Annotated in this window: 13 protein-coding genes, 2 tRNA genes and 1 riboswitch; of the genes, 12 read left to right on the forward strand and 3 right to left on the reverse strand. The window is 52.9% G+C overall.

Going from position 1 to position 13,056, the window contains the following annotated elements:
• Positions 1 to 114 precede the first annotated feature (114 nt).
• The 10 genes from BZG72_RS05920 (at position 115) to BZG72_RS05965 (ending at position 7,349) form a co-directional block, all read left to right on the forward strand.
• Positions 115 to 191, forward strand: a tRNA-Asp gene (locus BZG72_RS05920).
• Positions 192 to 448: 257 nt separating this feature from the next.
• Positions 449 to 525 (forward strand) — tRNA-Trp (locus BZG72_RS05925).
• Positions 526 to 974: 449 nt separating this feature from the next.
• Complete coding sequence (crcB, locus tag BZG72_RS05930) at positions 975 to 1,355, forward strand: fluoride efflux transporter CrcB (RefSeq protein ID WP_046074607.1); 381 nt, start codon at positions 975 to 977, stop codon at positions 1,353 to 1,355.
• A 56-nt stretch (positions 1,356 to 1,411) separates the two neighbouring features.
• Positions 1,412 to 1,511: riboswitch (TPP riboswitch) on the forward strand.
• A gap of 93 nt (positions 1,512 to 1,604) precedes the next feature.
• Positions 1,605 to 3,581: a phosphomethylpyrimidine synthase ThiC gene (gene thiC / locus BZG72_RS05935; RefSeq protein WP_077666351.1), complete on the forward strand. Its 1,977-nt coding sequence runs from the start codon at positions 1,605 to 1,607 to the stop codon at positions 3,579 to 3,581.
• Entirely contained in the window at positions 3,578 to 4,246 is a 669-nt protein-coding gene (gene thiE, locus BZG72_RS05940; protein ID WP_077666352.1) for a thiamine phosphate synthase, read from the forward strand. The genes thiC and thiE overlap by 4 nt, the downstream gene beginning before the upstream one ends.
• A complete protein-coding gene (locus BZG72_RS05945) occupies positions 4,230 to 4,997 on the forward strand; it encodes a HesA/MoeB/ThiF family protein (protein ID WP_077666353.1) in 768 nt (255 codons plus the stop codon). Before thiE ends, BZG72_RS05945 begins: the two co-directional genes overlap by 17 nt.
• Positions 4,981 to 5,178 (forward strand): sulfur carrier protein ThiS, encoded by a 198-nt coding sequence (gene thiS, locus BZG72_RS05950; RefSeq protein ID WP_046074603.1) that lies wholly within the window; start codon positions 4,981 to 4,983, stop codon positions 5,176 to 5,178. The genes BZG72_RS05945 and thiS overlap by 17 nt, the downstream gene beginning before the upstream one ends.
• A 2-nt stretch (positions 5,179 to 5,180) precedes the next feature.
• Positions 5,181 to 5,954 carry a thiazole synthase gene (locus tag BZG72_RS05955; RefSeq protein WP_077666354.1) on the forward strand — a complete coding sequence of 258 codons (774 nt, stop codon included), beginning with the start codon at positions 5,181 to 5,183 and terminating at the stop codon, positions 5,952 to 5,954.
• Entirely contained in the window at positions 5,954 to 7,105 is a 1,152-nt protein-coding gene (gene thiH / locus BZG72_RS05960) for a 2-iminoacetate synthase ThiH (protein WP_077666355.1), read from the forward strand. Before BZG72_RS05955 ends, thiH begins: the two co-directional genes overlap by 1 nt.
• 13 nt (positions 7,106 to 7,118) lie before the next feature.
• Positions 7,119 to 7,349 carry a glutaredoxin family protein gene (locus BZG72_RS05965; RefSeq protein ID WP_069361819.1) on the forward strand — a complete coding sequence of 77 codons (231 nt, stop codon included), beginning with the start codon at positions 7,119 to 7,121 and terminating at the stop codon, positions 7,347 to 7,349.
• Positions 7,350 to 7,402: 53 nt separating this feature from the next.
• Here the strand turns inward: BZG72_RS05965 and BZG72_RS05970 are convergent, their stop codons facing one another.
• Together BZG72_RS05970 and BZG72_RS05975 are read right to left on the reverse strand one after the other, a co-directional pair.
• Entirely contained in the window at positions 7,403 to 9,190 is a 1,788-nt protein-coding gene (locus BZG72_RS05970; RefSeq protein WP_077666356.1) for an aminopeptidase P family protein, read from the reverse strand.
• Between the two features lie 64 nt (positions 9,191 to 9,254).
• The gene (locus BZG72_RS05975; RefSeq protein WP_077666357.1) at positions 9,255 to 10,235 is read right to left on the reverse strand and encodes a LysR family transcriptional regulator; all 981 of its coding nucleotides are present in this window, start codon (positions 10,233 to 10,235) and stop codon (positions 9,255 to 9,257) included.
• A gap of 98 nt (positions 10,236 to 10,333) precedes the next feature.
• Here BZG72_RS05975 and BZG72_RS05980 point away from each other — a divergent pair, with 98 nt between their 5' ends.
• Both BZG72_RS05980 and tsrA read left to right on the forward strand, forming a co-directional pair.
• Positions 10,334 to 11,539: a multidrug effflux MFS transporter gene (locus BZG72_RS05980; protein WP_077666358.1), complete on the forward strand. Its 1,206-nt coding sequence runs from the start codon at positions 10,334 to 10,336 to the stop codon at positions 11,537 to 11,539.
• A 207-nt stretch (positions 11,540 to 11,746) separates the two neighbouring features.
• On the forward strand, positions 11,747 to 12,040 hold the full coding sequence (gene tsrA, locus BZG72_RS05985) for an H-NS-like global regulator TsrA (protein WP_046074614.1): 294 nt from the start codon (positions 11,747 to 11,749) through the stop codon (positions 12,038 to 12,040).
• Positions 12,041 to 12,098: 58 nt separating this feature from the next.
• Here tsrA and BZG72_RS05990 read toward each other — a convergent pair whose 3' ends face one another.
• Positions 12,099 to 13,004, reverse strand: a complete 906-nt coding sequence (locus BZG72_RS05990) for a DMT family transporter (RefSeq protein ID WP_046074596.1) — start codon at positions 13,002 to 13,004, stop codon at positions 12,099 to 12,101.
• Between the last annotated feature and the right edge of the window lie 52 nt (positions 13,005 to 13,056).

The raw sequence follows: 13,056 nt of genomic DNA on the forward strand, positions 1-13,056 counted from the left end.
ATGCTCATGTATTGGCATACACTGTGCGTCTCGCTTCAAAACTCACTGCGCATAGCTCGCAATGTAATCATCAAAGCTGATATGCGTAAGACTTTGATGAGACAGAATTGGTGCGGAGTGGTAGTTCAGTTGGTTAGAATACCGGCCTGTCACGCCGGGGGTCGCGGGTTCGAGTCCCGTCCACTCCGCCACTATTTAGAAACCCTAGCTGAAAAGCTGGGGTTTTTGCTTTTAAGCTCCCCTGAGCCAGACGTCTTGGTCGCGGCACTTGCAGTGCGCGTTGACTCCCGTCCACTCCGCCACTACTTGCAAACCCTAGCTGAAAAGCTGGGGTTTTTTGTTATTGAGTCGTTGGGGTGATTTGCTTTATAAATAAGCGATTAAACGTCTGAAGAGTAATTGGTGGTGGTAATTTGTCGCGGGATCGCTACAATAGGCACCTATCTACAGGGGTATAGCTCCAATTGGCAGAGCAGCGGATTCCAAATCCGCGTGTTGGGGGTTCGAATCCCTCTACCCCTGCCAAACATCAAAGCACCGACATCGTCGGTGCTTTTTTTGTATGTGAATCATCAAGCTTCTCGTAATCCGATTAAGGGTAGATGTGAACATGCAAACTACAAAAAGGCGTGTTGGGGGCTGGGTCGCCAGTCCGGTCGAATCCCTCTACCCCTGCCACACATCAAAGCACCGACATCGTCGGTGCTTTTTTTGTATGTGAATCATCAAGCTTCTCGTAATCCGATTAAGGGTAGATGTGAACATGCAAACTACAAAAAGGCGTGTTGGGGGCTGGGTCGCCAGCCCGGTCGAATCCCTCTACCCCTGCCAAATACCAAAGCATCGACATTGTCGGTGCTTTTTTTGTATCTACTCTCTGTGGTAGCAACCACACCTCTAGGCTTTTTCTTCCTCCTGTTTCTTGTTCACATGTCGCGGTATGATGACTTTTTACCAATCGAAAGGAGCACCCAGTGGTAAGCATATTGTGGGTAGGGCTTGGTGGCGCATTAGGGGCATCCTCGCGTTTTCTCGTATCAGAGTGGAGCGTTGCGGTGCTTGGTCGTGCATTCCCATACGGCACCTTAATAGTAAATGTACTCGGGTCATTAGCGATGGGCGTCTTTTTAGCGGCGATGAGTCAAGAGGTGATTGCTCCGGTGCCTTGGCGCCAACTGGTTGCGATTGGTTTTTTGGGCGCATTTACTACCTTCTCGACCTTTTCAGTAGATACCTTGATGCTGTTCCAACATGGTGAGACAGTGAAAGCTTTGTTGAATGTGGGTCTCAATCTCGCGTTGTGCTTAAGTGCAGCCGCGATGGGCGCTTGGTTGCTAGCACGCATCACCGGTTAAGTGAAAACATCGTGTTACGTCGCTTGTTGTTGCGGCGGTGATTTCTTATACTGGCATTGAACTTGTCGGAGTGCCAATTGGCTGAGACCACATCAAGTGGGATCCGTTGAACCTGATCTGGTTAAGACCAGCGAAGGGAACAAGAGATGCATCAGATCACAGACCGTACGCGTCTGCCAGTTTGCTCACATCTCAATTCAGCGTTTTCCGGCAAGCATTAATTCCCATAATGAACACCGGAGTAATGCTATGTCGACCCGTAAACAGGCCCGTCTTGAGGCCAAATCTTTTATCGATTCTCTCTCTGCGCAAACCTACCCCAACTCGGAAAAAGTCTATGTCGAGGGCTCTCGACCTGATATTCGCGTGGGCATGCGCGAGATCCATCTGTCTCCGACCTTTGTGGGCGGCAGTAAAGACAATCCGCAGTATGAAGCCAATGAGTCCATTCGGGTTTATGACACATCAGGGCCTTATACTGACCCTCAGAGTGCTATCGATATTTACCAAGGCTTAGCGCCACTGCGCAAAGCCTGGATTGATGAGCGTGCCGATACAGAGTTTCTTGGTGCAGTGAGCTCAGACTATGCGCAGACCCGCCTCAGTGATGAAACCTTAGATGATCTTCGCTTTAGTGCCTTACCGCCTATCCGTCGGGCGAAACCTAACCAATGTGTGACCCAACTTCACTACGCACGCCAAGGCATTATCACCCCAGAGATGGAATTTATCGCTATCCGGGAAAACATGGGGCGTCAGCAGTATCGTGAAGAGCAGCTAAATCGCCAGCACCCAGGAGAAAGCTTTGGCGCGCATTTACCCTCAAACATCACCCCCGAATTTGTGCGCCAAGAGGTTGCTGAAGGGCGTGCGATTATTCCTGCCAACATTAACCACCCAGAAGCGGAGCCGATGATTATTGGACGTAACTTTCTCGTGAAAGTGAATGCCAATATTGGTAACTCGGCGGTGAGCTCCTCCATTGAAGAAGAAACTGAAAAATTGGTGTGGGCGACACGTTGGGGCGCGGATACGGTGATGGATTTATCGACCGGACGCAATATCCACGAAACTCGCGAGTGGATTTTACGTAATAGCCCAGTCCCGATTGGCACCGTACCTATGTATCAGGCGCTTGAGAAAGTGAATGGCGTTGCCGAAGACCTGACCTGGGAAGTGATGCGCGATACCTTGATAGAGCAAGCCGAGCAAGGGGTCGACTACTTTACCATTCACGCCGGGGTGCGTTTGCACTATGTGCCCATGACTGCCAATCGCGTGACTGGCATTGTCTCGCGTGGTGGGTCGATTATCGCCAAATGGTGCTTGGCGCATCATCAAGAAAGTTTCCTCTATACCCATTTTCGTGAAATCTGCGAGATTTGTGCTGCCTATGATGTATCGCTGTCACTAGGCGATGGGTTACGTCCCGGCTCAGTAGCTGACGCGAACGACGAAGCCCAGTTCAGTGAGCTACGTACCCTGGGCGAGCTGACCAAGGTGGCATGGGAATACGATGTACAGGTGATGATTGAAGGCCCTGGCCATGTGCCCATGCACATGATCAAAGAGAATATGGACGAGCAGCTCACCCATTGCCACGAAGCGCCTTTCTATACCTTAGGCCCGCTGACTACCGATATTGCGCCTGGCTATGACCACATTACCTCCGGGATTGGTGCGGCGATGATTGGCTGGTTTGGGTGTGCGATGCTTTGCTATGTCACGCCCAAAGAGCATCTGGGTCTGCCCAATAAAGAGGATGTTAAAACCGGACTGATTACTTACAAGTTGTGCGCGCACGCCGCCGACTTAGCCAAAGGACATCCGGGCGCGCAGGTGCGAGATAACGCCATTTCCAAAGCGCGCTTTGAATTTCGCTGGGAAGATCAGTTTAACCTTGCATTAGATCCAGTGACGGCGCGTACTTATCACGATGAAACCCTGCCTCAAGAGTCGGGCAAGGTCGCGCATTTTTGCTCCATGTGTGGGCCAAAATTCTGCTCTATGAAGATCAGCCAAGAAGTCCGCGATTACGCCAAAGAAAATGGCTATGCCGCTGCGGGCGAAGCGATTGATGTCACCATGCTGGAAGACCCGTTAGCAGGCATGCAGCAAAAATCGCAAGAGTTTCGAGAAAAGGGCAGTGAGCTCTACCTGCAAAAATCTAATCATTCGCCACAACAAGGCGCTGAGGTAAGCGACAGCGATAAGGTGGAATCATGAGCCTGACCCCGTTTGCGCCTATGTCGGAAGGCATAGGCCCATTATATCCGGTGGTAGACGACGTGGATTTACTTGAACGCTTACTTTGCTTGGGCGTGAAAACCGTGCAACTGCGTGTGAAGCAGCCAGCCCATCCACAATTGGCAGACTGGGTACAGCGCGCGGTGGCATTGGGCCGCACGCACCATGCGCAGGTGTTTATCAACGATCACTGGCAGCTTGCGCTTGAAGCTGGCGCCTATGGCGTTCATCTGGGGCAGCAAGACTTACAAGAGGCGGACCTTGACCGGCTTGCGCGGCAAGGCGTGCGCCTAGGTGTATCGACGCGCAGTCCCGAACAGCTTGCCGCAGCGATTGAACTCTCGCCTAGTTATCTTGCCATCGGCCATATTTTTCCCACTACCACCAAACAGCTCGCCGAGCCGCCGCAAGGCATTTCTGCGTTAGCGCAGCAGGTGGCGACTGTGGATGGCCGCTTCCCGACGGTGGCGATTGGCGGTATTGATCTCGACCGAGCCCCTGACGTTTGGCGCACTGGTGTGGATGCCATTGCGGTGGTCCGTGCCGTGACGCAAGCGCCTGATTTAGCGGCGCGCATTGACGAATTTAACCGCTGTCTCAATCTATCAAGACAGCAAGGAGCGTGTGATGCTATCGGACAGTGAATACCTGCGTTATAGCCGGCAAATCATGCTGCCAGAAGTCGGAGAGTGCGGGCAGCAGGCACTGAGCAAGGCGCGCGTGTTAATGGTCGGTGCCGGTGGGCTTGGAACCACCGCGGGCCTCTATCTTGCAGGCGCTGGCGTGGGTCAGTTAGCGATTGCTGACTCGGACCACATTGAGCTATCTAACTTGGCGCGTCAGGTGGCGTATCGGGAGGCGCAAATCGGCACCGATAAAGCCGCGGCGCTAGCCGCTAACTTGGTCGCGCTGAATCCACATTGCCAGTGCCGAGCCATCAATGCCTATCTAGAAGGTGAGCGTCTGGCGCTTGAAGTAGCGATGGCGGATGTGGTTCTCGATTGCAGTGATAATCTCGCCACTCGCCATGCAGTCAATCAAGCCTGTGTAGAGGCTGGTACGCCGTTGGTGAGCGCAGCGGCGATCGGCTGGCAAGGCCAGTTATTGGTTTATCAACCGCATAGCGCATGTTATGCGTGCGCCTTCGCAGACGTGACGCTTTCTGAACCCACACGCTGCGCTGAAGCTGGGGTAATGGGACCTGTGGTCGGCATGATGGCCACCGCGCAAGCGCTGGAGGCAATAAAGCTGTTATTAGGGCAGGCGGTCAGGACCAATCGCTTGTCACGACTGGATGGACAAACCATGACATGGCAGCACTTTTCGCTGCCCGTGGATCCGCATTGTGCGGTTTGTCAGCCAAAGCGGGAGGTAAGCGATGCAGTTAACCATTAATGACACGCCGACAGAGGTCAATGCCACAACTGTCGCGCAATTGATTGAGGAGATGAAGGTGCCGGCTGAATCAGTCGCGGTCGCGCTAAATCAGACCATTATTGCGCGTGATGCTTGGTCATCCACGTCACTTACCGCTGGCGATAGCTTGGCGGTCTTTCAAGCGATTGCCGGAGGATAATTATGTTAACCATTGCGGATACGACGTTTTCATCTCGACTGTTAACCGGCACCGGCAAGTTTGCCAGTCGCGAGACCATGGCCGAGTCACTGGCGGCCAGTGGTACTGAACTGGTCACCATGGCGCTAAAGCGAGTCGATGTCCATGCCATACAAGATGATATTTTAACCCCGCTGCGCGAGCTAGGTGTGCACCTGCTGCCCAATACCTCGGGAGCGAAGAATGCGCAAGAAGCGGTCTTTGCCGCGCGTCTTGCCCGAGAAGCATTGGGAACGCACTGGGTGAAGTTGGAAATTCACCCCGATCCCAAATATTTGATGCCTGACCCGATTGAAACCCTTCAAGCGGCGAAAACCCTTGTGGATGAGGGGTTTGTGGTGCTGCCGTATTGCCATGCTGACCCTGTGCTGTGTAAGCGCTTGGAAGAGGTGGGGTGCGCGGCGGTGATGCCTCTTGGGTCACCGATTGGCTCCAACCAAGGACTGGCCTCAATGGCGTTTCTCGACATCATTATCGAGCAAGCCCGTGTGCCGGTGATCATTGATGCCGGCATTGGTGCACCGTCAGATGCGGCGTTAGCGATGGAGCGCGGTGCCGATGCAGTATTGGTCAATACCGCTATTGCCACGGCTGGCGATCCGATTGCCATGGGCGCGGCGTTCAAACAAGCGGTTGAAGCCGGACGATGTGCGTATCGCGCTGGGCTGGCGGGCACACAAAATCACGCCCACGCTTCTAGTCCTTTAACCGCGTTTCTTGACGCTAAGGAGGCGTGATGAGTTTTTCTGAGCGGTGGGCAGCACTCGATTGGGATCATCATCGGCTTTCGATTTACAGCAAAACGCGCCAAGATGTCGAGCGGGCGCTGGCTAAATCCTCGCGTAATTTGGACGACTTCGCCGCCCTGATCAGTCCTGCCGCTGAAGGATATCTCGAGGCCATGGCTCAGCAATCTGCGGCGCTGACGCGGCAGCGGTTTGGCTACACCATGGGGTTTTATATTCCGCTGTATCTCTCCAATTTGTGCGCTAACGTGTGTACCTATTGCGGCTTTTCGATGGAAAACCGAATCAAACGGCGCACGCTGGATGAAGCCGAGATCGCCGCCGAGTGTGAAGCGATCAAAAAGATGGGCTTTGATAGTGTGCTCTTGGTGACCGGTGAGCATGAAACCAAGGTGGGGCTCGATTATTTTCTCCGCGCCTTACCGGTGGTGAAGCAATACTTTCATCATGTGGCGATGGAGGTGCAGCCGCTGGATACCGAGGCTTATCGCGCCTTGGTGGCACAGGGGGTGGATGCGGTGATGGTGTACCAAGAAACCTACCACGCTCCAACCTATGGGGAACACCACAAGCGCGGGAATAAAACCGACTTTCACTATCGGTTGCAAACCCCAGATAGGTTGGCACAAGCAGGGGTCGATAAAATCGGCTTGGGCGCATTAATTGGCCTTGAGGACTGGCGCACCGACAGCTTTTTTACCGCCCAGCATCTGGATTATCTGGAAAAGCAATACTGGCAAAGCCGCTACTCGCTATCCTTTCCACGCTTACGCCCTTGCGCGGGCGCCTTACAGCCGAAATCGGTGATGACGGATAAGCAGCTGGTTCAGCTGATTTGTGCCTATCGGTTGTGGAATCCGCAGGTGGAGCTGTCGCTATCGACACGTGAGTCACCGCACTTTCGCGACAATGTGTTACCGCTTGGCGTCACGAGCCTATCCGCGGCGTCAAAAACCCAACCGGGCGGCTACGCGAACCCGGAGCCACAATTGGAGCAGTTTGCCATCAGTGATGAACGTAGCGCGGCAGAGGTGGCCGCCAGCGTCCGTGCCCTCGGTTTTGAGGTGGTGTGGAAAGATTGGGATAACATCTACGATGTGGCGCGTCAGGCGCTAATGGCTTCACAAACGGCAGCGGGTTAGCGACAATGCGGGCATGAAACGTATTACTGTATATGTAGGTCCACGCTGTCCTCACTGTGAGGCGGCCAAAGCTTACTTGGATAAAAAAGGGCTGCGTTATCGTGTTGTCGATACGGCCACGCCCAAAGGCAAGAAGCTGCTGGCAGCAACAGGCTCGCGGGGTGTCCCGGTGATTTGCATTGGCGATACCACCTTGCGCGGCTTTTCGCCTAAAGCGGTCGAGAAAGCCCTGAAAGGGGAATAAAAAAAGCGTCCAATCGGACGCTTTTTGTTTTTCACACTCGGTGAAGACGCGACTTAACGGCTTAGCGGCGCGGTTGCTTGTTTTAACCAAGCTTGGTCTTGATCATCGAGGTGGGGACTGATTTCATCCCACACGGTTTGATGATAGTGATTCCACCACTGGATTTCCGCCTCGCTGAGCAAGCTCACATCAACCAAACGACGATCGATCGGCGCACGCGTGAGCGAAGCAAACCCGAGCATCGTCATGTCGCCCTCGGTGGGCTTTTCTTCAATCAACTCGAGGTTTTCAATCCGGATCCCAAACGCCTCGGCGCGATAGTAGCCCGGCTCGTTTGACACCACCATGCCCGGCAATAGCGCGACGCTATTGGGCGCTTTGGAAATGCGCTGCGGACCTTCGTGCACGTCCAAGAAATGCCCGACACCGTGACCGGTGCCATGGTCAAAATCATAGCCGTGCTGCCACAAATACTGGCGTGCTAAGGCATCAAGCTGGCTGCCTGAGGTGCCTTTCGGGAACAGCGCGGTGGCCAGCGCAATATGCCCTTTAAGCACCAGCGTGAAGGCCTTTTTGATCTCAGCGCTGCACTCGCCCACTGGCACGGTACGGGTGATGTCGGTGGTGCCGTCATAGTATTGACCGCCTGAGTCGACCAAGTAGACGTTGTTGCTCTCAATCACGCTCGGTTTGGGCTGATTGTTGTGGTTATAGTGACACATGGCCGCATTGCCACCGGCGGCGGAAATGGTATCAAAGCTTAAGTCGACCAGTTGATCGTCTTGTTGGCGGAATTGATACAGGGTGTCTGCGAGCACGGCTTCATCAGGGCGTTCACCCGCGTCGACTTGACGGTCAAACCAGGCCAAAAAGCGAGTCACGGCAACACCATCGCGCACGTGGCAGGCTTGCATACCGGCGATTTCTTGCGGGTTCTTGGCCGCTTTTTCAAGCGCACACGGGTCTTGCGCTTCCACCACGGTGACTTGCGCTTGTTGGAGGGTGTCCAGTGTCCAGGCATTGGCACCGTTTGGGTCGACCAATACACGTTGACCACTCAGCGCTTGCAGGGCATCAACCAGACTGTCTGGGTGCGCGACGCTCACGCCTTGGCCCACGTGTGCATCGAAGCCTTCGGGGAGACGGTCAGGGTCGATAAACACGGTGACGTCACCGGATTGCTTGATAATCGCTTGGGTCAGTACCACGGGCAAACGTGGGATGTCGCGACCACGGATATTGAGCAGCCAACAGACGGCATCGGGTTGAGTGAGTACCGCGGCATCAAGGTTCTGATCGGCTAACTGCTGGCCAATGGTTTGACGCTTATCTAAGCTGGCGCGGCCGGTTTTCTCTTCACCCAGTAAAATGGCAGGGCTATTAAGCGGGGCGGGGCGATCGTCCCACAAGCTTTCAATTGGGTTTTGCTCAACACTCACCAGAGTCAAAGCCCCATCCAACGCGCGTTGGGTACGTTTGTACCAAGCAGCGCTATGCATGCGAGCGTCGATAGCCAGCTTGGCACCTTTTGGCAATTGTTGCTGGGCCCATTGCACCGGTGGCTCATCAATCAGGTGGCAGTAGTCAAACAGGCCAGCGGGGACTTGCTTACGGACTTGAACCACATAGCGGCCATCAACAAAAATCGCTGCCTTGTCGCGGGTGATCACAGCAGCGCCTGCTGATCCGGTAAAGCCGGTCGCCCAGTGGAGGCGCTCGTTATGCTCAGGCACATACTCACCGAGATATTCGTCTTCATGGGGGATGAGTAGGGCGTCATAGTCGTGTTGAGCTAGCCAGTGTCTTAGCTGCTCAATACGCTTGGTAAGGGTCGCGTCCATTATTCTTCCTTCTTTGTATGGGGTGAACTTGCCATGTTCGGCCACGCGTAAAAAAACCAGTGGGTTAGACCCTAGCGCGATTGGCGATAGGCTGCAATTTTGCTGGGCTAAATTGCTGACAGCGTGAAATAATCAAGGCTTTCAGCCATTGGTGCCCTGGGTCATTTTCTTGATTTTGATGCCAAAACAAGGTGTACGCCATCGGCGGTATTGGCGTCGGTAACGGCCGTACCACCAAATTGAGCGATGCGGCAATATAATGCGCAAACTGGCTTGGTGAGGTAAACACCAGGTCGGTATAGGTACACAGGCTCGCCGCACTGTTGAAATCTGGCACGTACATGGCTATGTCACGCTCAATATTACGCTCTGCCAGTTTATAGTCCAACAGCCAGCGGTCATTCCCATCACACTTAACCTGTACATGTCGTAGTCCAAGGTAACGCGCTTCATCCCATGGCCCCCTGAGTGCCGGGTGATCGGCACGCATCAACACACACTGGTGATCTTGGCAAAGCTCTTGGTAGCGCACGCCTTTGGGCGGCATCATGGTCAACATGGCATCGGCGGGATTTAAGTCCTTGCCGGTGATGCCAAAGTCGATATTGCCTCGCGCAAGCCCATCAAAGGTGGTTTGATCCCAAGCAGCGGTATTAAGGGTGATAGCTGGGGCCGCTTCTAGCATATCGCCAATAAACTGTGGCAGTAGCAATGGATAGGCGCTCTCGACGAGGGCAAAACGAAAACAGCGATCGCTTAAGTGCGGCTGAAAGTGATCTGGCTCGGTCATCGCCGCAACATCATTGAGTAAAGCGCGTAGTTTCGCTTGTAAGGCTTGCGCCCGAACCGTGGGTTTCAGCCCGTGGGCCGCTCGCGTAAAAAGTGGGTCGTTAAATTGCGCTCTTAGTCGGGCCAAATTTTTACTTACCGCCGATTGGCTTAAATGTAGGCGTTTCGCCGTGCCCGTGACATTGCACTCTTCCAACAATACATGTAGGCACACCAATAAATTGAGGTCGGTGCGCTGCAGCTGATCCAAATCCATTGCTGGTATTCTCCTTTGGAATATCTGCTTTTACTATAAACCATTATGGTTCATATCGTGAAACCACTATACTGCGTGCCTGTATAGAGGAGTAACCAATGACACACACTGATTCACCGACATCGAATCGTTTGCTGGTCGCCTTAATGGTGCTACTGGTGCTGTTTAGTCCGATGGCGATTGATATTTACCTGCCTGCATTACCGTATATGGCCGGTGACTTTAATGTGAGCCCAACGTTGGCGCAAGATACCGTCACCTGGTTTATGTTTAGTTTGGGTTTGGGCCAGCTATTTGCGGGGCCATTGGCTGACCGCTTTGGTCGTAAGCCTGTCGCGATAATTGGTATTTCGCTATACGGCCTTAGCTCATTGATGGCGTGGCTCGCGACCTCGATGGATATGATGCTGGTGGCGCGTTTGCTACAGGGTTTTGGCGCGTGTGCGACTTCCGTGTGTGCATTTGCAGCGGTGCGTGACCGATTCGGTGCTGAGCGCAGCGGCCACATGATTAGCTACTTAAATGGCGCAATTTGCTTTGTGCCTGCCTTGGCGCCACTGTTAGGAAGCTGGCTGACACAAATGTTTGATTGGCGGGCTAATTTTAGCTTTATGCTGGGTTATGCGGCATTGGGTTTGGTCTTGGTTAGCGTGTTTTTGCCTGAGACGCGCCCGACACACACAGATAACGCTGGGCGCTTATTCAGCTTACGTCGGTATTGGCAAGTGCTACGCGTGCCAACATTTACCTACCACATCATTCTTTGCATGCTGGCGATGGCGGTGATCTTAGCGTATGTCACCTCTGCGCCTGTATTGCTGATGGACAGGTACGGTATTTCCATGAATAGCTTCACCTTTTGGTTTGGCGCCAACGCGGCATTAAACATTGCCGCAGCGATGTTGGCGCCACGCTATATGCAACAATTTGGCAGCCGCCGCGCGCTCAATATTGGCTTGATGATGCTGGTGGGCTCTGGCGGATTAATGCTGGCACTCAGCCCTATTGCTGCCGCTTGGGCCTTTATGTTGCCGATTTTCACCTCATCATTCGGCTTTGCCTGGGTGCTGGGCGCATCAGCGGGTGCGGCGTTGGCGCCGTTTTCTGACCGGGCGGGCACGGCGGCAGCCTTGTTGGGACTGTTCCAAATGAGTGGCGCTGGCCTTTTAGTCAGCTTAACCCAGCGCTTGGGATTATCGGCCAGTGATCTGATGACAGTGCATATGTGGCTATTGTTGCCTGGGCTACTGATTTTGTGGTCGCCGAAAGGTAAGCAATGGCATGCGAAAGCGGTAAGAGATTAAATAATCAGTAAAAACAACCGTTCAGTTGGCAAAAAATAATAAGACGTGCAAAACGCTGGGGTCTCGACAACCCATCATCCCTTTTCGCTGGCTTCGGCCAGCGTTTTTTTATTTTGCTAAAAGCCCCAAGTTAAGAGTATATTTACTAAGCAAACCGAATTAATGCTCATTCCTTTTCGTTTTATATCCAAAGGTCAGTTACACACTATGTCATTATCGACAATCGAAATGGCGCGCGTCCTTGAGCAACTTGAGGAATCGCCCGAGAAAATCATGTTTGGCAAATTGCTGGCAGAATTAGGCAGCCAAAGTGAAGAGCGTGTACGTAGCGCCGCTCATCAGGTGCCACTGAAATATTTACACGAACTGGTTTATCAATTTAATCAGGTAATTGAAGAGCGCCGTTCTGAGCGTATTGAAGAAATCACCCAAGGCTTGGCGCAAGATGGTTTATCTGCTGACGAGCTTTATGAGTATATAATCCAACGCAAGATGGGCTGAGCGCCGCCCATCACTCACAAGGATAAACATGACAGAGCGGCGTGTGGCGCCAGGAGCGTTAGGTACTCGCCGCTGGCTGTTTGCTTTTTTTGGGTTTGCGTTGCTGAATCAGCAGACCCACGACAATAAAGCTAAGACCGATTAGGGTGCTGATATGGATTGTCTCACCAATAATGGTGGCCAATAGCATCAAGGAAATAAATGGCGAGATAAATATCAGATTGCTGATCCGAGAGGCATTCTGGGTATATTTCATCGCGCTCAGCCACAGCATAAATGTTATCCCCATTTCAAAAAGCCCCACATAGCTCACCGCTAGCCAGCCTTGCCATGGGATACCGCTCCAAGATGCTGTTATCCCCGCCAATAATAAAGATGCAGGTAATGACAGCATAAAGCTCAACAGAATGCCGAGCACAGGGTCGGCAGGGTTTTTAGTGTTTAGTACCCAAAACCCTGCCCACAATAGCGTGGAGAGTAACGCGAGCCCAATGCCAAGCGGGCTATCGAACTGAAGCGATAAAAGCTGACCCTTTGTAGCGATCACTACCACACCAAAATAGCCTAACGCCGCCGCAATCCAATCTTGGCGACGAATGGTTTGGCCGAGAAATACCGCTGCCATTAAGGTCAAGGTAATGGCCCAGCTGTAATTTAATGGTTGGGCCAAAGAGGCAGGAAGAAGATCATAGGCTTTGAAAAGAACTAAATAATAAATCAAAGGGTTAATCATCCCCAGTAGGCAATAATAGCCAGGTCGACGACGAAAAGTGGGCCAAAGTGCCGATAGCTTGCCTTGCACTGCGGCAATAGCGGTCAATACCAGTACAGAGACCACGCTGGCAGCGGCCAGCATTTGAATCGGGGTCATGTAGCTTAAGGTAATTTTGAATGCGGTCGCGACCGTTGACCACAATAGCACTGCAGATAATCCAAATATCAGTGCTTTACGTTCATTATGCATACTGCCTCCCTGCAAATCTGCCTTTTAAGCTAGGCAGTCTACGGTATTCGTA

The sequence above is a fragment of the Salinivibrio sp. PR6 genome, from assembly GCF_001995955.1.
GTDB lineage: Bacteria > Pseudomonadota > Gammaproteobacteria > Enterobacterales > Vibrionaceae > Salinivibrio > Salinivibrio siamensis.

What these genes read in the sequence shown, in the direction of transcription:
- BZG72_RS05980 (WP_077666358.1), top strand. Translation starts at nt 10,334, where the DNA reads ATGACACACACTGATTCACCGACATCGAATCGTTTGCTGGTCGCCTTA.
- thiC (WP_077666351.1), top strand. Translation starts at nt 1,605, where the DNA reads ATGTCGACCCGTAAACAGGCCCGTCTTGAGGCCAAATCTTTTATCGAT.
- thiE (WP_077666352.1), top strand. Translation starts at nt 3,578, where the DNA reads ATGAGCCTGACCCCGTTTGCGCCTATGTCGGAAGGCATAGGCCCATTA.
- thiH (WP_077666355.1), top strand. Translation starts at nt 5,954, where the DNA reads ATGAGTTTTTCTGAGCGGTGGGCAGCACTCGATTGGGATCATCATCGG.
- BZG72_RS05955 (WP_077666354.1), top strand. Translation starts at nt 5,181, where the DNA reads ATGTTAACCATTGCGGATACGACGTTTTCATCTCGACTGTTAACCGGC.
- BZG72_RS05965 (WP_069361819.1), top strand. Translation starts at nt 7,119, where the DNA reads ATGAAACGTATTACTGTATATGTAGGTCCACGCTGTCCTCACTGTGAG.
- BZG72_RS05990 (WP_046074596.1), bottom strand. Translation starts at nt 13,004, where the DNA reads ATGCATAATGAACGTAAAGCACTGATATTTGGATTATCTGCAGTGCTA.
- tsrA (WP_046074614.1), top strand. Translation starts at nt 11,747, where the DNA reads ATGTCATTATCGACAATCGAAATGGCGCGCGTCCTTGAGCAACTTGAG.
- thiS (WP_046074603.1), top strand. Translation starts at nt 4,981, where the DNA reads ATGCAGTTAACCATTAATGACACGCCGACAGAGGTCAATGCCACAACT.
- BZG72_RS05975 (WP_077666357.1), bottom strand. Translation starts at nt 10,235, where the DNA reads ATGGATTTGGATCAGCTGCAGCGCACCGACCTCAATTTATTGGTGTGC.
- BZG72_RS05970 (WP_077666356.1), bottom strand. Translation starts at nt 9,190, where the DNA reads ATGGACGCGACCCTTACCAAGCGTATTGAGCAGCTAAGACACTGGCTA.
- BZG72_RS05945 (WP_077666353.1), top strand. Translation starts at nt 4,230, where the DNA reads ATGCTATCGGACAGTGAATACCTGCGTTATAGCCGGCAAATCATGCTG.